The 19594-nt window shown below is 65.3% G+C and carries 16 protein-coding genes and 1 tRNA gene; 6 read left to right on the forward strand and 11 right to left on the reverse strand.

Features of this window, described 5'->3' with window-relative positions; all coding sequences use genetic code 11:
* Nucleotides 1-56: 56 nt before the first annotated feature.
* Nucleotides 57-133, reverse strand: a tRNA-Met gene (locus ACYQ4W_RS04700).
* Nucleotides 134-320: 187 nt separating this feature from the next.
* Here ACYQ4W_RS04700 and ACYQ4W_RS04705 point away from each other — a divergent pair.
* The 3 genes from ACYQ4W_RS04705 to ACYQ4W_RS04715 are packed head-to-tail and all read left to right on the forward strand — an operon-like array spanning nucleotide 321 to nucleotide 2847.
* Nucleotides 321-515, forward strand: coding sequence for a hypothetical protein (locus ACYQ4W_RS04705; RefSeq protein ID WP_459853425.1), 195 nt, complete (start codon nucleotides 321-323; stop codon nucleotides 513-515).
* 2 nt (nucleotides 516-517) lie between these two features.
* Nucleotides 518-1699, forward strand: a complete 1182-nt coding sequence (lptF, locus tag ACYQ4W_RS04710) for an LPS export ABC transporter permease LptF (RefSeq protein WP_459853427.1) — start codon at nucleotides 518-520, stop codon at nucleotides 1697-1699.
* Nucleotides 1696-2847, forward strand: coding sequence for an LptF/LptG family permease (locus ACYQ4W_RS04715; protein WP_459853429.1), 1152 nt, complete (start codon nucleotides 1696-1698; stop codon nucleotides 2845-2847). The genes lptF and ACYQ4W_RS04715 overlap by 4 nt, the downstream gene beginning before the upstream one ends.
* Here the strand turns inward: ACYQ4W_RS04715 and yihA are convergent.
* The gene (gene yihA, locus ACYQ4W_RS04720; protein ID WP_459853431.1) at nucleotides 2831-3442 is read right to left on the reverse strand and encodes a ribosome biogenesis GTP-binding protein YihA/YsxC; all 612 of its coding nucleotides are present in this window, start codon (nucleotides 3440-3442) and stop codon (nucleotides 2831-2833) included. The two genes, ACYQ4W_RS04715 and yihA, sit on opposite strands and share 17 nt — an antisense overlap.
* A 112-nt stretch (nucleotides 3443-3554) precedes the next feature.
* On the opposite strand from yihA, the gene ACYQ4W_RS04725 reads away from it, so the two are divergent.
* The 3 genes from ACYQ4W_RS04725 to ACYQ4W_RS04735 all read left to right on the forward strand — a co-directional run bounded on the left by ACYQ4W_RS04725 (nucleotide 3555) and on the right by ACYQ4W_RS04735 (nucleotide 7010).
* Nucleotides 3555-4028 (forward strand): type II 3-dehydroquinate dehydratase, encoded by a 474-nt coding sequence (locus tag ACYQ4W_RS04725; RefSeq protein ID WP_459853433.1) that lies wholly within the window; start codon nucleotides 3555-3557, stop codon nucleotides 4026-4028.
* Between the two features lie 45 nt (nucleotides 4029-4073).
* A complete protein-coding gene (efp, locus tag ACYQ4W_RS04730; protein WP_459853435.1) occupies nucleotides 4074-4631 on the forward strand; it encodes an elongation factor P in 558 nt (185 codons plus the stop codon).
* Nucleotides 4632-4751: 120 nt separating this feature from the next.
* Entirely contained in the window at nucleotides 4752-7010 is a 2259-nt protein-coding gene (locus ACYQ4W_RS04735; protein WP_459853437.1) for a DNA translocase FtsK, read from the forward strand.
* A 118-nt stretch (nucleotides 7011-7128) separates the two neighbouring features.
* Here ACYQ4W_RS04735 and ACYQ4W_RS04740 read toward each other — a convergent pair whose 3' ends face one another.
* From ACYQ4W_RS04740 to ACYQ4W_RS04780, 9 genes are all read right to left on the reverse strand, one after another.
* Nucleotides 7129-8607, reverse strand: coding sequence for an efflux transporter outer membrane subunit (locus ACYQ4W_RS04740; RefSeq protein WP_459853439.1), 1479 nt, complete (start codon nucleotides 8605-8607; stop codon nucleotides 7129-7131).
* The gene (locus tag ACYQ4W_RS04745) at nucleotides 8607-11927 is read right to left on the reverse strand and encodes an efflux RND transporter permease subunit (protein WP_459853441.1); all 3321 of its coding nucleotides are present in this window, start codon (nucleotides 11925-11927) and stop codon (nucleotides 8607-8609) included. The genes ACYQ4W_RS04740 and ACYQ4W_RS04745 overlap by 1 nt, the downstream gene beginning before the upstream one ends.
* Before the next feature lie 18 nt (nucleotides 11928-11945).
* The gene (locus tag ACYQ4W_RS04750; RefSeq protein ID WP_459853443.1) at nucleotides 11946-13481 is read right to left on the reverse strand and encodes an efflux RND transporter periplasmic adaptor subunit; all 1536 of its coding nucleotides are present in this window, start codon (nucleotides 13479-13481) and stop codon (nucleotides 11946-11948) included.
* Between the two features lie 50 nt (nucleotides 13482-13531).
* Entirely contained in the window at nucleotides 13532-14188 is a 657-nt protein-coding gene (locus tag ACYQ4W_RS04755) for a TetR/AcrR family transcriptional regulator (RefSeq protein ID WP_459853445.1), read from the reverse strand.
* Nucleotides 14189-14455: 267 nt separating this feature from the next.
* Entirely contained in the window at nucleotides 14456-15571 is a 1116-nt protein-coding gene (locus ACYQ4W_RS04760) for a DVU_1551 family NTP transferase (RefSeq protein ID WP_459853448.1), read from the reverse strand.
* The gene (locus ACYQ4W_RS04765) at nucleotides 15571-16626 is read right to left on the reverse strand and encodes an XdhC family aldehyde oxidoreductase maturation factor (RefSeq protein ID WP_459853450.1); all 1056 of its coding nucleotides are present in this window, start codon (nucleotides 16624-16626) and stop codon (nucleotides 15571-15573) included. The genes ACYQ4W_RS04760 and ACYQ4W_RS04765 overlap by 1 nt, the downstream gene beginning before the upstream one ends.
* Nucleotides 16623-17699: a DVU_1553 family AMP-dependent CoA ligase gene (locus ACYQ4W_RS04770; RefSeq protein ID WP_459853453.1), complete on the reverse strand. Its 1077-nt coding sequence runs from the start codon at nucleotides 17697-17699 to the stop codon at nucleotides 16623-16625. The genes ACYQ4W_RS04765 and ACYQ4W_RS04770 overlap by 4 nt, the downstream gene beginning before the upstream one ends.
* On the reverse strand, nucleotides 17696-19111 hold the full coding sequence (gene trsS / locus ACYQ4W_RS04775) for a radical SAM (seleno)protein TrsS (protein WP_459853455.1): 1416 nt from the start codon (nucleotides 19109-19111) through the stop codon (nucleotides 17696-17698). Before trsS ends, ACYQ4W_RS04770 begins: the two co-directional genes overlap by 4 nt.
* Nucleotides 19104-19592: a DVU_1555 family C-GCAxxG-C-C protein gene (locus ACYQ4W_RS04780; protein WP_459853458.1), complete on the reverse strand. Its 489-nt coding sequence runs from the start codon at nucleotides 19590-19592 to the stop codon at nucleotides 19104-19106. Before ACYQ4W_RS04780 ends, trsS begins: the two co-directional genes overlap by 8 nt.
* Between the last annotated feature and the right edge of the window lie 2 nt (nucleotides 19593-19594).

The following is a 19594-nucleotide window of genomic DNA, read 5'->3' on the forward strand; positions in this document are numbered from 1 at the left end:
GCGTTGGCGGTTCGAAGACACAAAAAAACCCCTGCCTAAACAGGGGTTTAATTTTTTGGTAGCGAGGGAGGGAATTGAACCCCCGACACTGCGGATATGAGCCGCATGCTCTGACCGACTGAGCTACCTCGCCTTGATTCCCTCAACGGGAAGCGCCTTATAGCTATTCTCCAGAAGCTTGGCAAGCCCTGGAAGGGGCATGCGGTCATTTTCTTGCGGAAAATATACGCGGGAAAGGGGAGCGGCTCCGCGTTGCCAGGATATGCTCTGTGGTGTAGAATTTGCTAAGCAAACGCGAGGACCTTGAAAAGGAGCGGAACATGAGCACAGTTGTCCCCCAGAGTGAATTGACGCGCAGAGCCATGGACTGGATCGGCGAGCAGTGCGCCTGCCAGCCCTGCGCGGACGACCCGCTTCGCCATATTGACGCCGCGGCCGAGCGCTTCAATTTGAGCCCCTTGGAAGTTGAGTTCCTGAAACGCTTCTACACCGTCGGCGACAAAGGCGAGAAGTAGCCTTGAAGATCGTTCACCGTCAAATTCTCAAGGAACACATTGGGTTGTTCCTTCTCATCGGCTCCTGCCTGCTGGGTCTCATCCTGGTTGGGCGCATGCTGCAATTGCGCGAGATGCTGCTCTCCCAGAACCTTGGCGTCTTTGATGTGCTGCGCCTGTTCGTCTATTTGAGCCCGTTCTTCATGCTGCTTTTGACGCCCATCGCCTGCATGCTCAGCGTGTTCCTCACCTTTCTGCGCATGGCCGCGGACAGGGAGCTGACGGCGCTCAAGGCCAGCGGGGTGAGCCTGTACCAGCTTTTGCCCGCGCCGATCATCTTTTGCACCATGTGCACGCTTTTCAGTCTCTATATTTCCCTTGTGGGCGTTTCCTGGGGCATGGAGCAATTCAAAATTTCCCTGGTGGAATTCGCCCGGACCAAGACCAAGCTGTCTTTGCAGGCCGGCGTGTTCAATCAGGAATTCCCCGGGCTCACCATCTATGCCCAGCAGGTCGATCTGGATTCCGGCGACATCCGCTTTGTCTTTGTGCAGGACAAGACCAGCAAGAACTTCACCACAACCGTGGTCGCGCCGGAAGGCACAGTGACCACGGATCCGGAGAAGGAGCAGATCAAGGTCGTGTTCCGCAACGGCAGGATCTTCCGCCGCGTGGATGAGAACCTCGAGGTGCTGCATTTCGGCAACTACGCCGTGCGCTTGCCCCTTGGAAACATGCTGACGAGCATGGGCTATGGACGCATGTCCTTGAAGGAGATGTCCTTCAAGCGGCTGCGCGAGGTGGACGGCGACGAGGCCATCCAGAAGCAGCTCTTGGCGGATAACCGCATTGACTCGAACAAGCTGCGCGCGGTGAAGGCGGAGATTCAGAAGCGCCTGGCCTTGCCGTTGGCGTGTCTTGTGCTGGGGCTGTTCTCCGTGCCCATCGCCTGCGTTTTCCGCGCGCTGAAGCAGCAGCACGGCCTGGTCATGGCCCTTGGCGTCTTTCTCGTCTATTATTCCCTGCTCAGTTTTGCGGAAAGTCTCGGCGAGTCGCAGCCGGAGATTGCGGCCATCGGTGTCTGGGTGCCCAATATCCTCTTCAGCGGCGTGGGCATTTTGTTCCTGCGCCAGGCCGTGCGCGAGCGCGTTCCGTCCGGGGTCCTTTGGGCCTTGCAGCGCCTGCAGCAGAAGGGGGCGGCATGAGCTGGTCCATGCCCCGGCTCGGGGCGCTCAGCGGCTACCTCGTCCGCCAGAACCTGTTCCTCATGGTGACCTGCCTTGGTGCGGGCACCTTCATTTATCTCTTGGCCGACCTGGCCGACCGTCTGGAGCACTTTCTGGACGCCGGGCTCTCCTGGCGCCAGATCATCACCTATTTCATGGTCAAGATGCCGCTCATCTTCTCGCAGATTCTGCCCGCCGTGTTCTTGCTGGCGGTGGTGCTGCAGATTGGGCTTTTGGTGCGCAACCGCGAGATGATGGCCCTGCGCGCCGGAGGCGTCTCCATTGCCTGGTTCATCCGCTTCTTCATCGTCTATGCGATCATCTGGAGCTTTGGGCAGCTGCTCTTCTCGCAGTTTGTCGCCTCTTATGGCGAACAGGAAGCCACGCGCATTTGGCGCGAGGAAGTGCGCAAGCGCCAGCTCGACAAGCGCACGGTGAAGAATCTGTGGTTCCGCGAGGGGCCGTACATCGTCCACGCGGGCGAGGCCCAGCCCACGTCGAGCCGCGTCAACGACGTGACGGTGTATGAGTTTGACCGCGACACCATGCGCCTGACGCGCATCATGACAGCCAAGAAAGGCCTTGTGGACGAGCACGGCTGGGGGCTTCTCGACGTGTGGGAGATAGAGACCGCGGACTTCACGGCCACGCGGCTTTTAACGAACTTCATCCCCCTGCGGCAGAACATGCGCAGCTTCCTGAACTCCGACGTGGCGGACCGCTCCGACCTGCCCCTGTGGCACCTGGGCCAGGTCATTGAGGAACTCAAGGAGTCCGGCTCGAACGTGGAGCGCCTGCGCACGGCTTGGCACGGCAAGTGGTCGTATGCCTTCTCCATCATCACCATGGCCTTGCTGGCCCTGGCGCTGTGCTCGTTTTTCGAGAACCTCTACATCAATCTCGTCTTGAGCCTGGTCGTCATCTTCAGCTACTACGGGCTTTACGTCCTTGGCATCACCACCGGACAGAAGGGCTTGCTGCCGCCCATCGCCGGGGCCTGGCTGGCCAACGGAGCCTTTGGCTCGCTGGCCATGCTGCGGCTGGCTTGGCTTTGCGCGCCGCGCTTCACGGCTCGCGTGCACCGCTGGCGCGACGGCGTGGCCCGCCGCTTCAGTCCTGAGGGCTAGCGGGCTGCGCGGCGGCGACACTGGCCCGGGCGTCCAGCGCGGCCCAAAGGGCGTCGTGTCCCTGCTTGGTCACGCTGGAGAAGCAGATGGGCGTGGCGGCGCCGCCCAAAAGATCGCGCCATTCGCGCTGCCGCGCCGCGGCCTCGCGCTGGTTCACCTTGTCGCACTTGGTGAGCACGGGCAGAATGGGAATGCCCGCATGGCGCAGCCAGCCCACAAGCTCAAGGTCGCTCTGCTGCGGCGTGACGCGGACATCAAGCAGCACGGCCACGCCCTTGAGCCCGGGGTTGTCGGTCAGAAACGTTTCGATGAGCTTGCCCCATTTGGCCCGCTCGGCCTGGGAGCGGCGCGCATAGCCGTAGCCCGGCAGGTCCACCAGGGTGTAGTCGCCCGGGGCGATGCGGAAGAAGTTCACGCTTTGGGTCTTGCCCGGCGTGGAGCTGACCTTGGCCAGGCCCTTGCGGCCCGCCAGGCAGTTGATGAGCGAGCTTTTGCCCACGTTGGAGCGTCCGGCCAGCGCAACTTGCGGCTCGTCAGACGGGGTGAGCTGTGATATCTCGTACGCTGTTTTGACTAAGTCGAAGGTTCGATTCATACTGCTCCAGAGAGGCTTCTCGCGCACGGCGTGTGCGCTTGCGTCTTAGATGTTGGCTTTTGGCCTCCGCGTCAAGCACGGTCCGCGACCTCAAACCCGCCAGAGGGCAGCCATGAGCACCCGCAAATACCTTATCTTGAATGGCCCGAACCTGGGGCACATCGGCACCCGACAGCCGGAAATCTACGGCTCGCAAGGCCTGGACGCCCTGCCGGGGATGCTCAAAGGCTTTCTGGGCGACAAGGCCGCTGAAGTGGAGCTTGTGTTCCACCAGTCCAATTTCGAGGGCAATCTCATCGACCGGCTGGAGATGGCCCGGCGCGAGGGGCTCGACGGCGTGGCCTTCAACGCCGGCGCCCTCACCCACACGAGCCTTGCCCTGGCCGATTGCCTGGCCTGGATCGGCGTGCCCTGCGTCGAGGTGCACATTTCGAACATCTTCGCCCGCACCGACGAACCCCTGCGTCAGAAAAGTCTGATGGGGAAAAGCTGCATCGGATGTGTTGCCGGTTTCGGCATTCTCGGGTATGCGTTGGCGGTCCTGGCGCTGGAGCGCCGCTCGGCCGAGGGGCAGGATAAAAATTAGTCAGGCGCGACAGCATGTTGCTGCCATAAATGACCCGGAGGTTGAATGTATTCCACGTCTGATTTCCGTCGCGGTCTCAAGATCGAGATGGACGGCAAGCCTTATGAAATCGTCGAATTCCAGCATGTGAAGCCCGGCAAGGGCGGCGCCTTCGTGCGCACCAAGCTGAAGCACATCCTCACCGGCCGCGTTGTGGACGAGACCTTCCGCTCCGGCGAGAAGGTCGGCAAGCCCGACATCGCCATGCAGGAAATGCAGTTCCTCTACCGCGAGGGCTCCGATTTCGTTTTCATGGACCTCGAGAGCTACGAGCAGAAGAACATCCCGGCCGCCCAGGTGGGCGACAAGGGCGGCTACGTGAAGGAAGGCGAGACCGTGAAGGTGCTGCTGTACAACGGCGAGCTCTTCGACATGGACCTCACCGCCTCCGTGGTCTTGGCCGTTGTGGAGACCGAGCCCGGCGTCCAGGGCGACCGTGTCACCGGCGCCAGCAAACCGGCCAAGCTCGAGACCGGCATCATGGTCAACGTGCCGCTGTTCATCGCCCAGGGCGAGCGCATCAAGGTCGACACCCGCACCGGCGAGTATCTGAGCCGCGAGTAATCCGGTTCCCGCCAGGATATGTCCGATGCCCATAAGCCCGCCCCGAAGAAACGGGGCGGGCACATTGCCAAAGCCAAGGCGAAAGCGGAGGGTAGATCCACGGACACAGTAAAATTCCGCATGGAGATTCGAGGACTTGCCTACCTGTTTGTGGCGGTCTTCCTCTTCCTGTGCGTTTTTTCCTTTGATCCGCTGGACCCCACGTTCAACCAGGCGGTCAGCGCGGCCCGCAAGACGAGCAATCTCGCCGGGGCCGTTGGCTCGTACACGGCCGGCTTCCTGGTGGAGATTTTCGGCATCGGCGCATTGGCCTGGCCCATTTTCCTGGCCCAGATCGGCCTGGCGCAGTTCATCGAACGTTTCCGCCAGGGCTGGTTCCGCTGGTTCGGCGTGGCCGTGCTTGTCCTGTGCGTCATGGCCTGGGCCGCCAAGCCCTGGGCCGTGCCCGCGCATGGCCTGGCCCCGACCCTGGCCGGCGGCGGCGCCATAGGCAAGCTGGCCGTCACCACCACCTGCACCTTGCTGAACCCTTGGGGCTCCGCACTTTTCTGGCTGTTCTGGACCGCCGTGTCCATGCAGATAGGCCTGCAGGTGAGCTGGGGAGCTGTGTTCAAGCGCCTCAAGTCCTTTGCCTACGATCAATGGTGCAAGTACCGCGAGCGCAACCTGCGCCACCGCACGGTCGAGGCGGGCAAGCCCGCCCAGGCCAACGCGGCCGGCAAACCGGCCATGCGTCTTTTGGAGCGCCTGGGCGAGCGCATGAGCAAACGCGCCGCGCAGGACGATTCCGATGAGCACGAGGGCGGCGCTCAGGGCAAGCCGTCACGCGCCGTTGTTCCGGTTGCCGCTCCCGCCGGAGCGGACATGGTGCTCAAGCCGTTTGAAGCCCCTGCGCCGGTCAAGAAGGCGGCCTCGGCCGTGTCTTCGTCCAGCGCCGATCTGCCGAGCCCGGAACTGCTGCACGAGGCCCCGCCCCAGCAGGCCGTCAGCGATCCCAAGACGCTGCAGGCTAAGGCCCGTCAGCTCACCGCCTGTCTCGCGGACTTCAACATCCAGGGCGAGATCCAGCAGGTGCTGCCCGGCCCCGTGGTCACCATGTTCGAGTTCAAGCCCGCGCCGGGCGTCAAGATCAGCACCATCGCCGCGCGCAACGACGACATCGCCCTTTCCCTCAAGGCCCTTGCGGTCCGCATCGAGGCGCCCATCCCCGGCAAGGACTCCATCGGCGTGGAGATTCCCAACGAGAAGCGGCAGACCGTGAGCCTGCGCGAAATCATCGAGCATCCGGTGTTCAGCATGGCCAAGTCCTCGCTGACCCTGGCCCTGGGCAAGGATATCCAGGGCGCGCCGCAGGTGGCCGATCTGGCCGCCATGCCGCACATATTGGTGGCGGGCGCTACGGGCGCGGGCAAAAGCGTGTGCCTCAACGGCTTTCTCGTGTCCATTCTCTTCAAGGCCTCGCCGGACAAGGTCAAGCTGCTGCTCATCGACCCCAAGCGCATTGAGCTGGCCATCTATTCCGACCTGCCGCACCTGGTGCACCCGGTGGTGACGGACATGAACCTGGCCAAGAGCGCGCTGGAGTGGGCCATGTGCGAAATGGATTCGCGCTACGAGACCCTGGCCCGCCTTGGCGTGCGCAACATCGAGGGCTTCAACCAGAAGCTCAAGGAAATGGGCGACAAGCGCCCCGACGACCTGGCCGATCTTTCGCCCATGCCGTATCTCGTCATCGTCATCGACGAACTGGCCGACCTGATGATGACCGCGGCCAAGGACGTGGAGACCTGCATCGTCCGCTTGGCGCAGCTTGCCCGCGCGGCCGGCATCCACATGATCTTGGCCACCCAGCGGCCCAGCGTCGACGTGGTGACGGGCCTCATCAAGGCCAACTTCCCCACGCGCATTTCGTTCCAGGTCACCAGCCGCCACGACTCGCGCACCATTCTCGACACCGTCGGGGCGGAGCGTCTGCTCGGCAAGGGCGACATGCTTTACAAGTCCGGCGGATCCAAGCTGCGGCGCCTGCACGGGGCCTATGTGGACGAGGTGGAGATCGAGGCCGTGGTGGCCTATTGGAAGGCGCGCCAGCCCCAGCAGTTCGACTTGGACTTCTCCGAGTGGCGCAAGGAGGGCGAGGCCCCGGGCGGCGCTCCCGGCGGCGAGGGCGGCGGCAACGGCGTGGCCGACGACCCCATGTACTCCGAGGCCGTGGAGTTCGTCACCGGCCAGGGCAGGGCGTCCATCTCGCTCATTCAGCGCCGCTTCCGCATCGGGTTCAACCGCGCGGCCCGCTACATTGAGCAGATGGAGGCCGACGGCCTTCTCGGCGCCGCAGACGGCAGCAAGCCCCGCGTGGTCATGAAGGGCCGCGATTAGACGGCACTGCGCCCCGTGCGCGTTTCGTTCTCTTGATTCCGCTCTCTTGATTTCCACGCAAACAAAAAGCCCCCGCGAAAACGCGGGGGCTTTTTTCTGTGCCGGTGTGCGGGGCGGTCTACTTGGCTTTGGCTGTGGCGTCCACGTCGGGCTTGTTGACCTTCGCCGCTTCCGGGGCTTCATCGCCGGACCAGCCGCCGCCCAGGGCCTTGTAGAGGGTCAGCAAGCTCGTCTGGCGCGAAAGCCGCGCGGTGATGAGGTTCTGCTGGGCGGAGACATTGGAGCGTTGCGAGTCGAGTTTGCTCAGGTAGCTGTCCACGCCGTTCTCGTACCGCAGGGTCGAGAGCTCGTAGCTTTTGGCCGTGGCCTTGGCCATGGAGGTCTGCGCCTCAACCTGGGTCGTCAGTGACGCACCCTGGGCCAGGGCGTCGGAGACTTCCTTGAAGGCGGTCTGCACGGCCTTCTCGTACTGGGCCACGTAGATGTCGCGGTCGGCCTCGGCCGACTTGACCCCGGCGCTGATGGCTCCGGCGTGGAAGATGGGCAGGGTGATCTGCGGCACAAAGGTCCAGGCCTGCGAGCCCGACTTGAACAAGCCGTTGATGGCGTTGCTCGAGGTGCCGAAGTCTCCCGTGAGGCTGATGGTGGGGAAGTGCGCGGCCCGCGCCGCGCCGATGTTGGCGTTGGCGGCCTTCAGGTCGTGCTCGGCGGCCACGACGTCCGGCCTGCGGGTCAGCACCTCGGAGGGCAGCCCGGCGGGCACGGGAGCGAGCGGAGCGACCTCGGCCAAGGTCTTGGCGGGCAGCAGCTCCGGGCCAAGGGGCATGCCCACCAGCACGGAGAGGTTGTTCTCGTCGGCCGTGACCTGGGCCGTGTAGCTGGCGACGCTCACGCGGGCGGAGTCCACGGTGGTTTGCGCCTGGGAGAGCGTGAGTTCGTTGTCCACGCCGTTTTCAAAGCGCTGCCTCGTCAGCTCATAGGAGGCGAGCTCGGTGTCCAGAACCTCCTTGGCCAGGCTCAGGTGCTCGCGGTCCGCCGCCAGGGTGAGGTACGCCGAGGCGACCTCGGCCACCAGGGTCAGTTCCACGCTCTTGGCCGAGGCCTCGGTGGACAGATACTGCTCCAGGGCCTGGGCCTTCAGGCTCTGAATGCGGCCAAAGAGGTCCAGCTCAAAGGAGCTGAAGCCCAGGCCGACGCTGTAGGACCTGGAGGTGTACGCTTCTCCGCTCGACGAGAGCGAGGCCGGCGTACGGGCGCTGGTGGAGCCAGCCGTGCCGTTGATCTTGGGGAAGAGGTCCGCGCGCACGATGGCGTGCTGGGCCTGCGCCTTCTCGATCTTGAGCACGGCGACGCGCAGGTCGCGGTTGTTGGCCAGGGCCAGCTCCACAATGCGCTTCATGGCCGGGTCGGTGATGATCTGGCGCCAATCCTGGGCTTTTGCGCCCGGCTGGCTGGCCGCGGCCACGCCGCTGTTCCAGTCGCCCGGCATGGCGGGATTGGGCCGCACGTACTTAGGGGCCATGGTGCAGCCGCCCAAAAGAGCGGGAATCAACGCGGCCAGGCAGGCCGCCTTCAGGGCATTTCGCTTGTTGCGCATTACTTCACCTCGCCGGACGGGCCGGAAGCAGGACCAGAAGTTGAGCTGGAAGTTGAGCTGGAAGCCGGATCAGCAGCCTGGACCGCCGCGCTTTGATCCTGTGCGGCAGGCGCTGCCGAGGCCGCCACAGGGGCCTCCGCCGGCGAACCGGCAGAGCCGTTCTCCGCGCCGCCCTCCGATCCGCCGTCATCGCCATCGGCGTAGGCCAGGGCGCGCGGCTTTTTGCGTGCGGCAAAGCTGTACACGATGACGAAGAACACAGGAACGAAGTAGATGCCGAGCACCGTGGCCGTGACCATGCCGCCGATGACGCCGGTGCCGATGGCCCGCTGGCTGCCGGAGCCCGCGCCCGTGCTGATGGCCAGCGGCAGAACGCCCAGGATGAACGCCAGCGAGGTCATGAGGATGGGGCGCAGTCTGAGGCGTGTGGCCTCAAGTGTCGCCTCGACCAGTTCGTGCCCCTTTTCCACAAGGTCTTTGGCGAACTCCACGATAAGAATGGCGTTCTTTGCCGAGAGGCCGATGGTTGTGAGCAGGCCGACCTGGAAGTAGACGTCGTTTGAGAGCCCGCGGCCGAAGGTGGCCAGAACCGAGCCGAGAACGCCCAGCGGCACCACGAGCATGACCGCAGTGGGCACGGACCAGGACTCGTACAGCGCTGCCAGACACAGGAACACGACCAGGATGGAGATGCCGTAAAGGGCCGGCGCCTGGGAACCGCTCATGCGTTCCTGGTAGGACAGGCCCGTCCATTCGACGCCGATGCCCGCGGGCAGTTTGGTGGCGATGTCCTCGATGGCGCGCATGGCGTCGCCGGTGCTCATGCCCGGTGCGGCGTTGCCCAAGACCTCGACGGCGGACATGCCGTTGTAGCGCTCCAGGCGCGGCGAGCCGTAGGTCCAGCGGCCGGACGAGAAGGCCTGGAAGGGAACCATGCTGCCCTGGGCGTTGCGCACGTACCAGCGGTTGATGTCTTCGGGCATCATGCGGTAGGGCGCATCGCCCTGCACATAGACTTTCTTCACGCGGCCGCGGTCGAGGAAGTCGTTGACGTAGCTGCCGCCCAGAACCGTGGTCAGGGTGTCGTTGATGTCGCCCATGGCCAGGCCGTAGGCGCCTGCGCGGGCCTGGTCGATGTCGATCTGGTACTGCGGTGTGTCCTCCATGCCGTTGGGGCGCACGCCCACAAGGGCCGGGTTCTTGGCGGACATGCCCAGGAGCTGGTTGCGCGCCTGCATGAGGGCGTCGTGGCCGAGGCCTGCGCGGTCCTGCAGGTACAGGTCGAAGCCCGAAGCGTTGCCGAGCTCCATGACCGCGGGCGGCGTGAAGGCGTAGACGTTGGCGTTCTTGATGCCCATGAAGGCGCCCATGGCCCGCTGCGCTATGGCCTTGGCGCTGGCGAGGGGGCCTTTGCGCTCGTCCCAGGGCTTGAGCTGCACAAAGGCCAGGCCCGCGTTCTGGCCGCGCCCGGCGAAGCTGAAGCCGGCAACGGTGAAGAGCGAGCTGACGTACTGCTTCTCGGTCCCCAGGAAGTGATGCTCGACCTGCTCCAGCACCTGGAGGGTGCGCTCTTGCGGAGCGCCGGCCGGCAACTGCACAAGGCCGAAGATGATGCCCTGGTCTTCGTCCGGCAAAAACGAGGACGGCAGCCGGAGGAACAGCACGACAAGGGCCGCCAGGATGAGCGCGTAGACCAACATGACGCGCTTGCTGCGCTTCAGAAGTCCGCGCACGCCGGACTGGTAGCGGCTGCTGCTCGCGTCGAATATGCGGTTGAAGCCGCCGAAGAACCCGTGCTGGCTCATGGTGTGGCCTTTGTGCACGGGCTTGAGGAACGTGGCGCACAGCGCCGGGGTGAGCACGATGGCGACCACCACGGACAACAGCATGGCCGAGACGATGGTCAGCGAGAACTGCCGGTAGATGACGCCGGACGAGCCGCTGATGAAGGCCATGGGGATGAACACGGCGGAGAGGACCAGGGCGATGCCCACCAGGGCGCTTGTAATCTGCCCCATGGACTTCTTGGTGGCCTCTTTTGGCGAGAGGCCCTCCTCGGTCATGATGCGCTCCACGTTTTCGACCACGACGATGGCGTCGTCGACGAGTAGACCGATGGCCAGCACGATGCCGAACATGGTCAGCGTGTTGATGGAGAAGCCGAAGGCCGCCAAAGCGCCGAAGGTGCCCAAGAGAACAACCGGCACGGCGATGGTGGGGATGATGGTGGCGCGGAAGTTTTGCAAAAACAGATACATGACAAGGAAGACCAGGAGGATTGCTTCCGCCAGGGTCTTGAGGACTTCCTCGATGCTCACGCGCACAAAGGGCGTGGTGTCGTAGGGGAACACGCTGTGCATGCCCTGGGGGAAGGTGGCGGACAGCGAGTTCATGGCGCTGCGCACTCCCTTTACCGTCTCAAGGGCGTTGGCTCCCGTGGCCAGCTTGATGGCGATGCCGGTGGAGGGCTTGCCGTTGAAGCGCGAGGAGGTGTCGTAGGATTCGCTGCCAAGCTCAACGCGCGCCACATCGGAGAGGCGCACCGTGGAACCGTCCTGGTTGACGCGCAGGACGATCTTCTCGAACTGGCTCACGGTCTCCAGGCGGCTTTGCGAGAGGATGGTGAAGCTCATCTGCTGGCCGGGAACGGCGGGGGTGCCGCCGATTTGACCGGCGGAGATCTGCGCGTTCTGGGCCGTGATGGCGGTCTTCACGTCCGCGGGCGTCATTTTGTAATTGTTCAGTTTGTCCGGGTCGAGCCACACGCGCATGGAATACTGCGCGCCAAAGACCATGGCTTCGCCGACGCCGTTCACGCGGCTGATGGGGTCGAGCAGATAGGCCGAGGCGTAGTCGCTCAGGTCGCGGCCGCTCATGTTCGGGTCATCGGACACCAGCGCCACGATCATGAGGAAGCTCGAAGCGCTCTTGTTCACGGTGATGCCTTGGCGCTGCACTTCCTCGGGCAGAAGGGGCGTTGCCAGGGCGAGCTTGTTCTGCACCTGCACCTGGGCGATGTCCGGGTCGGTGTTGGAGTCGAAGGTGAGGGTGATGGCGACCTGGCCCGAGGAGTCGCTTGTGGACGACATGTAGCGCAGGTTGTCGATGCCCTTCATCTTCTGTTCAATGACCTGGGTGACGCTGTCTTCCACGGTTTTGGAAGACGCGCCGGGATACGCGGCGCTGATGGTGACGGCCGTCGGCGCGATTTTAGGGTATTGCGAAATGGGCAGGCTGACGATGGACAGCACGCCCGCGAGCATGATGATGATGGCGATGACCCAGGCGAAGACCGGGCGATCGATGAAGAACTTGGCCATAATGCGTGCTCCCGATCCTTACTGTTGCGCGGGCGTGTGGGCGGCGGGCTGTTCGGGCTTATGGCCGGGCGCGTCGTTCAAGGTGGACGTGGGCCAGGGTTCGTTCTTGGGCGGCGAGTAGGCGGACTGCTCGCGCTTTTTGGACGAATCCTTGGCGGCCCCGGCCTTTTCGGCCGGAGTCTTGTCCGCGGCGCCGCTGTCCGCATGGGGCTTGGCTTCCGCCTTGGCCTGAGCTTCAGGCTTGGGCTGCGCCTTGGCTTCGGGCTTGGCCGGTTGCGCCACAGGCGCCTGGGCCTTTTCAACCTTGGCCGGAGCGGCCGGAGTTTGCGGGGCTGCGGGCTGCTGGGCGGCAGGAGCGGCCTGCGGCGCCGGTGCGGTGGCGTTGGCTTGACCGGCCTGGGGCTGCGCCGCGGGCGCTGCGCCGGCTTCGACGGCCTTGGCCTTGCCGCCGGGCTTCACCTTCTGCAAACCTTCGACAATGACCTTGTCGCCTGCGGCCAGACCGCTGGCCACGAGCCATTTGTCGCCCACCACGCGGTCCACGACGATGGTGCGCATTTCAACCACGCCATCGCCCTTGACCACCAGAACCTGGGCATTGCCCTTGCTGTCGCGGCTGACGGCCGCCTGGGGAACCAGAATGGCCTGCTCGTCGATGCCTTCTTCAAGCACGGCGCGCACATAAAGCCCGGGCAGAAGATCGTGCCCCGGGTTGGGGAACAGCGCGCGCAGGGTGATGACGCCGGTGTTCTGGTCGACGGTGATGTCCGAGAACTGTAGCACGCCCTCGTTGGCGTAGGCTGTGCCGTCTTCGAAGAGCAGCTTCACCTTGGCGCCGCCGTTGCCGGCCTTCTTGAGCTTGCCGCTGGCGAGGTCGCGCTTCAGGCGCATGAGTTCGGCGCTCGACTGGGTCACGTCGACGTAGATGGGGTCGATCTGCTGCACGGTGGCCAAGGCCGTGGCCTGGCTGGCCGTGACAAGCGCGCCGGGGGTGACGCTGGACTTGCCGATGCGGCCCGCGATGGGCGAAGTGACGCGGGTGTAGCCGAGGTTGATGCGCGCGGTGTCGAGCGCGGCCTTGGCCGCGACGACCTCCGCCTGGGCCTGCTGGTGCGCGGCCTGGGCGTCGTCGTTGTCCTGCTTGCTCACGCCGTTGACCTTGACGAGGTTGGCGTAGCGCTCAGCCTTGAGCTTGGAGGGCTGCGCGTTGGCCTCTGCCTTGGCAAGGGTGGCCTTGGCGCTGTTGTATGCGGCCTGGTAGGTCGCCGGGTCGATCTGGTAAAGCAGTTCGCCCGCCTTGACGTCGGAGCCTTCCTTGAACAGGCGCTTCTGAATGATGCCGCCGACCTGGGGCCGCACGTCCGACATGAGATGCGCGGAGGTGCGGCCGGCCAAGACCGTCGTCAACGTCAATTTTTCGGGTGCGATGGTGACCACCGTGACTTCCGGTTCGCCGGGAGGCGGTCCGGCCTGCTTGTTTTGGCCGCAGGCGGGAAGGACCGCGAAAAGCGCGGCGAACAGAAACGGAAGAGTGAAACGAGTACGGATGCGCATGTGATTTCCTGATCTGCTGGATTGCGGTTTCATAACAAGTTGCCGGTGGGTCATGCCTTTTCGTTCAGTGCGCGCTGCGAGTTTAGGTTCGCAATGCCGCTGAGTGAAAATTCCAAAATAAAGTCCGTTATGTGCTCAATGTTACTCTCGCGGAGCGTCAGTTCCGGGGTCATGAGGTTGAGGGCCTCCTTGCCGATGTCGAACAGCACGCATTGGCCGATGATGCTGGAGGCGCAGCGGGAAATGGTGGTCTCGGTGTGCTCCGGCAAATACTGCCGGACGATGTCCTTCAAGAGCTCCAGCCCCGGGCGGCAGTGCTTTTCAAAGATCTCCGCAAAATATTTCGAAGGCTCCACATACTCCTGCTTGATCAGCTTCCCCAGACGCTCGTTTTCCAGGTTCCCGTCTCCGAGGGTCTGGAGCAGAAAGCTGCGGATGTATGTGCGCAGCCGATCCTTGGGATCGCTCTGCGGGGTCACGCCTTCGTCGTGCGGGTGCCGCTCGTGTTCGCGCTGCATGTAGTCCTGAAGCACCGAGATGTAGAGCCGCTCCTTGTTGCCGAAATGATAGTTGACCGCCGCGACATTGGCGCCGGCAAGGGCGCATATGTCGCGAATGGTGGCGTTCTCCAGTCCGTGCTCTGAAAAGACCTTGCGCGCCGCTTGCAACAAACGCGCCTTGGTTCCCAGTTCTTGTGGTGCCGCCATGTTTTCTCCTGCGAGTAAAAATGATATTTAGAACGAAAATTAAAACGCTATTTAAATTCGTATTTGATGGCTGTCAAGCTTTGTTTCCAAAATTAAGCAAAATTAAAAAAATGCTTGTATGCCAGCAAGATGCCGGAATGTGACCACTGCGGTTGTGCCCGCGTTAGCACTGGAAAGCAAAGGAGTTGCGCAGTTTTTTACGGCGATCTGCGCTTGGGTTTCGCCGGTAGTTACGGCGCGATATTTATTGATGGGCGGGAATGGGCGTCAGGAGGGAGGGCTGTCCTTCAGAATCGCGTGCACGCTTTTGCCTGTGCAAGCTTCGAGCAACGTCTCCATGCGCAACGCATGGTCGAGCCTGCGCCGAATGGCCAGGCAGGCTTCGGGATCATCGGCGAAGCGGTCAAGCTTTTCCTGAAAGCGCTGGCGCACCGGCACGCGCACTGGGCCGCGCACCAGCTTGTCGGCCAGGTAAACAATCTCCCGCTCGGAAAGGCTTGCGAGCCCGGCCGGATCAATGTCCCTGTGCGTGTGGACGATCTCCGCCAGCCGCGGGTAGCCGGCCTCGGCAAGAAGGCGCGCGCCTGTCGCCTCGTGCTGGGGCTGCCCCTTGGCGATATCGTGCAGGAGTGCAGCGGTCTCAATGAGTTCAAGGTTTAGCTGCGCCCCCTTGGCCACCAGCGCCCGCGCCAGCGCCAGCGCGGCATCGGCCACGCCGCGGCCATGGGCAAAGCCGCGTTCGCCCGCGTTGTGCAGGTCCAGCAAGGCCATGGCCTCCTCAATGGTCGGAATATCCAGGCGGGCGGCACGGCGTTCGGCTTCGGCAAAGGCCGCGTCGTCATCCACGTCGAAAAGCACCTGGGCATCGGCCACGGGCACGGTCTCCTGCGGCAATCGGGCCAGGGCGCCCACCAGGCCGCCGTCGCCTTGACATTGCAGAAGGGGCGCAACCGCCTGGGCGCGGATGAGCGGCGGGTGGCCCGGCTGGCCCCGGAAGGTCGGCGTCAAAACCTGGGCGGTGCTTTGGGCAAGGCGCGCAGCCAAGGCTTTGACAGTGGCCGGGCGGATGAGGGGAATGTCCACCGGCAGCACGAAAACGCCGTCGATGTCTGGCGGCAGCGCGGCAAGGCCGGCCTGGGCAGAGGTGAGCATGCCTTGCTCGTGGCGTGGATTGAACACGGGGACCATGCCGCACGCTGCCGCCTCGGCGCCGACTTCCTCCGCGCGCGTGCCCGTGACGGCGATGAGAACCTCGACACCGGCCTGTCGGAACAGCTCGGCCGCCCTCTTGACCAGCGTTTGGCCGCAGAGCCGCAGCAAAGGCTTGAAGCGCGGCAGGCGCGAGGACTTGCCAGCGGCGAGCACGACGGCGGCGAGGCGCATCACAAACTCCGCTGGCCTTGGCGCATGTTCGCCCGGCAGGCGATGAGCTCGGCCACGATGCTCACGGCGATCTCCTCCGGCGTCTCGGCTTCTATGTCGATGCCGATGGGGCAGCGCACCCGCGCGAAGTCGGCATCGATGAAGCCCTGCCCGCGCAGACGGTCGTAAACCGCATCGCGCTTGCGCCTGCTGCCGATCATGCCGATGTACCCGGCCTTGGTGCGCAGGGCCTGGGCCAGCACGGTCGCGTCGTGCACATGGCCGCGCGTTACAATGACCAGAAAGCTGAGAGGGCCGCAGGGCACCCCCGCCAGGGCGTCGGCAAAGCTCTCCAGCACCCGCGTGCGCGCAAAGGGAAAACGCGTAGCGTTGGCGAAGTCCGCGCGATCGTCCAGCACCAGGACCTGGAACCCCGCGATGGCCGCCACCTGCGCCGTGGCCAGGGAAACGTGCCCCGCCCCGAGGATGGTCAGCGGGCTTGCCGCGGTCCACGGCTCCAGCACATGGTCCGCGCCGGAGAAAGACAGCACCACCGGCGCGCTGATCGCGCCGCCCTGTTCGCGCGCCGCGGCCTCAAGCCCAGGCGCAAGCGCCGCGCCGAGAAGACGCCCGCCGGGCAGAAGCAGACTGGCCTGGGATTCGTCCGCCTTTAGCGGGGTGAGCAGAAGCCCGCCTTCGCCATGCTCCAGGCTCGCGGCCAGCGCCTGGAAGAGCGGCAGGGCTTGCGGCTCCAGCCGCTCCATAAACACGCGCAGACGGCCGCCGCAGATCATGTCCGCCCCGGCCGCCAGCTCGCCCGTGAGGTCGAAGGACTCCACTGCTTTTGTGCCCTGGGAAAAAACCTCGCGCGCGCGGGCCATGACGCGGGCCTCCACCAAGCCGCCGCCCACAGTGCCCGCCACGATGCGCATGTCGGCTCCGTTTCCGCCGTCGGCCAGCAGCATGCGGCTGCCCGCGGAACGCGGCGTGCTGCCCTCGTGGGTCAAGATCGTGGCCCGCACGGCCTGCTGCCCCTTGGCCAGAAGTTCAATCAGCGGTTGCAGAATGTCATTCATTGCTGATTTGCCCATCCTCTGATTGTGTGCTCATGGTTGGCCTGTCCCTTGTTTGGCTGAACGATGCCGCGTCCGTCCGCGGCGAGCCTGCCCGGCACGGGGCCGAGGCGTCGCAGGGGGCTGCCACAGGGGCAAGGCCCCGGCAACAGCACCCCGGCATCACCGGTGCGATAGCGCAGCAACGGCAGGGCGCGTTCGCCCAAGGTCGTCAGCAGTATTTCCCCCTGGGCTCCGTCCGGCAAGGGCGTTCCCGTGGCGTAGTCCGCCACTTCAACATACAGCCCGGCCTCACGCAGGTGGTAGCCCGCGTGGGCGGAGCATTCCACGCCGCCGCCATAGCCGGTCTCGGTCATGCCCCAGTGGTCGAAGACCTCGCAGCCCCAGGCGGCTTCGATATCCGCGCGCAGTTGGGCCGGCAGAGGCTCCGCGCTGGCGAGCACGGTGCGTATGCGCCCGCGAAAGCCGCTGGCCGGGAGCGCCAGAATTTTTGCCAGTTGCCTGGGCGCGGCCACAAGGCAGGTTACGCCCCGCGCCTCGATCAGAAATGGGAGCGACTCCGGCGTCCATGCCTCGGGCGGCAGCACGGCGCGCGCGCCGATTGCGGGCAGGGCGCGGCACAGCAGATCGGCCACACCCCATTCGTGGCGGCCCGGCAGCAGCACCAGCACGGCGTCTCCCTGGCCGCACAGGGTGCTCATGCCCACGGCGAAAAACTCCAAGGTCCGTTCGAGGTCGGCGTCCGTGAAGTGCAGGCGCTTGGCCGGGCCGCTGGTGCCGGAGGTCGGCAGGCTGACCACCCGGGCGATGTCGCCCTGGCTGGTGGTGAGCAGCCCCGGCGCGGCGAGGTCGCCTGCCTCCATGCGCGGCAGGCGGGCCAAATCCGCGGGAGCGCGCAGAGTTTCGAAATCAAGCCCGGAGAGGCGCGCGGCATGGAAGGGGCTTGCCTTGCGCAGCCAGGTGAGGGTGCTCCGCAGCTTGGCCATTTGCCAGGTCTCGACGCCGGAGGCGGAAAGCCGCCCCAGCCCCAAGTGCGCCTGCAGCCAGGCATCGAGCGGACTGCGGACGATGCTCACACGCGCCCCCGGTACAGCGTCCGGCCGTCGCTCGCCGTCAGATTATACAGGCAGAAGGGAATGAGCCGTCCGTCCGGGGCCTGGGTGTGGATGCAGCAGCCGCGCACGCGTTCAAGGTCAAGGGTCCAAACGTCCTGAAAGGCCATGCACGAGATGCTGAGGCGTTTGTCGGCCCCGCGCGTGGCCAGGAAGCGCTCGAAGTCGTCGCGCGGGGGCTCGGCCGGCGTTGCCGGCGCTGCGGACCATTGCCCGGCCACGGAGGCCTTGGCCCGGCGCGCGCCTTCCTCCGCTGTGAGGGCCTGGGCTGGAGCCTGGGGAGAAGCAAAGACTGACGTGTCGCAGCAGCTTCCCCCGTCCAGAGGCACAAGCCGCCCGCCGCGCAGCGCAAAGCGCCCGCTGAAGGAGCAGCGCTCATGTTCGCAGCAGGGCGGATGAAAATCCTCGGCCCGGAGCATGCCGCCGGATTGCGCCACCAGGAGCGACAGCACCTCCGGCAGGGTCAGACGCTGGTCCTCGCGTCGTTGCTGGCGCATTGCCAGGAACATTGCTTCAGGCTCCGCGCAGGCAAGGGCGTCCGGGAAGCGCCCGAAGGACGAGGCCGGCTGAAAATGCACCCCGCGCACCACAGGCGCGCGCTCCAGAGCCAGGGCCAGAATCTCCCCAAGGGCATGCTCGTTGAGGCCGCGCACAAGGGTGGGCACCAGCACCACGCCAAGTCCCGCCTCGGCGCAGGCGTCCAGGGCGGCAAGCTTCTGCGCCAGCAGCGGGCGGCCGCGCAGCACCCGGCAGGCCTCGTCCGGGCCGTCGTATTGCAGGAACACGGACTGGAGTCCGGCCAGGGCGAGGCGCTGCGCATAGCCGGGCTCGTTGCCCAGGCGCAGCCCGTTGGTGTTGAGCTGCACCAGCCCGAAGCCCTGCGCCCGCGCCGCGCGGATGATCTCCGGCAGATCCTCGCGGCTGGTGGGCTCACCGCCGGAGAGCTGCACGTTGCAGGCTCCTGCCGCGCGCCGCAGGGCAACGAGCCGCGTTGCCAGGGCCGCCAGGGGGGCGTCGGGTTCGTCCGCCGCGCCGGCGGAGGCGTAGCACACGGGGCAGCGCAGGTCGCAACGTTGGGTCACCTCGACCACAGCCGTGCAGGTGTGCTGGCCGTGCTCCGGGCACAGGCCGCAGTCAAAGGGACAGCCGCGCTCGGCGGTGGTGGCGGTCATCGGTGGAACGGATGGCGTCTTGGCCCGGCGCCAGGATGCGAAATCGGGCTCGCCGCGCCAGATGACGGCTTCGGCCGGACCATGTTCCGGGCAGACCCGGCAAAGCCAGACCGCGTCGCCGCGCAATTCCCGCGTGGCGGGCAAACGGCGCAGGCACACCGGGCACAGGGCCTCCGTGGCGGAAAGGGTGTCGGTTTCAGACATCGCGGCCCACGCTCACATCCAGGCCGTTTTCCGCCAGAATGGACACGAGCATGGCCCAGGCCTCGGCCAGGAGGTTGCCGCAGCGGCTCATGTCCGGCTTGCCGGGCTGTCCGTCCGGGCCGTCGCCCAGGATGGCGGCGCAGGTGCTGCCGCCGTATTCGCGGGTGGCGCGCTCGATGAACCAGTCCGCGAAGGTGGAGAGCACCAGTGCGGCGCGTTCATGGGGCGTTTCGCCGTCCGCGCCGCGGCCCACGTACAGGGAGAGCACGCAGGCTCCGCCGGTCAGGATGCCGCAGCTGCCGCCGCTTTCGGCCGCGCCGTGGCACAGGCCGCCAAGGGCGCGCACAAGGGTCGCGTCCTCGCGTCCCTGGGCGCTGAGGGCAAGCAGGCCCAGGATTTGGCTGCAGCAGTAGCCGCGCGCGGCCAGGGGCAAAATGTCCATGAGCGAGGACAGGTCAGGGGAGGTGTCCGGCTGGGACATGC

It is taken from the genome of Humidesulfovibrio idahonensis, assembly GCF_054657715.1.